Source organism: Neisseria sp. P0021.S007, from assembly GCF_051956855.1.
In genome coordinates this window covers 1-253 of sequence record NZ_JBQCXA010001855.1, presented here as the reverse complement: position 1 = coordinate 253, position 253 = coordinate 1, and the positions used below count along the sequence as shown (strand labels likewise).

At 51.0% G+C, this 253-nt stretch carries 1 protein-coding gene; it reads left to right on the top strand.

All coding sequences use genetic code 11. From position 1 onward, the window contains the following. Positions 1 to 253: hypothetical protein (locus tag ACTHUR_RS21800; RefSeq protein ID WP_440400896.1), on the top strand; the 253-nt coding region annotated here is incomplete at both ends.

The following is a 253-nucleotide window of genomic DNA, read 5'->3' as shown; positions in this document are numbered from 1 at the left end:
CGGTAGCAGCTGATACTAAAGCCGGTAAAGCGGCAACAGATGCAGCAGATGCATTAGCGAAAGCAGGCGAAGCTAAAGATGCAGCGAAAGCAGCAGACGATAAAGCTGTAGCGGCAGATGCTAAAGCGGTAGCAGCTGATACTAAAGCCGGTAAAGCGGCAACAGATGCAGCAGATGCATTAGCGAAAGCAGGCGAAGCTAAAGATGCAGCGAAAGCAGCAGACGATAAAGCTGTAGCGGCAGATGCTAAAGC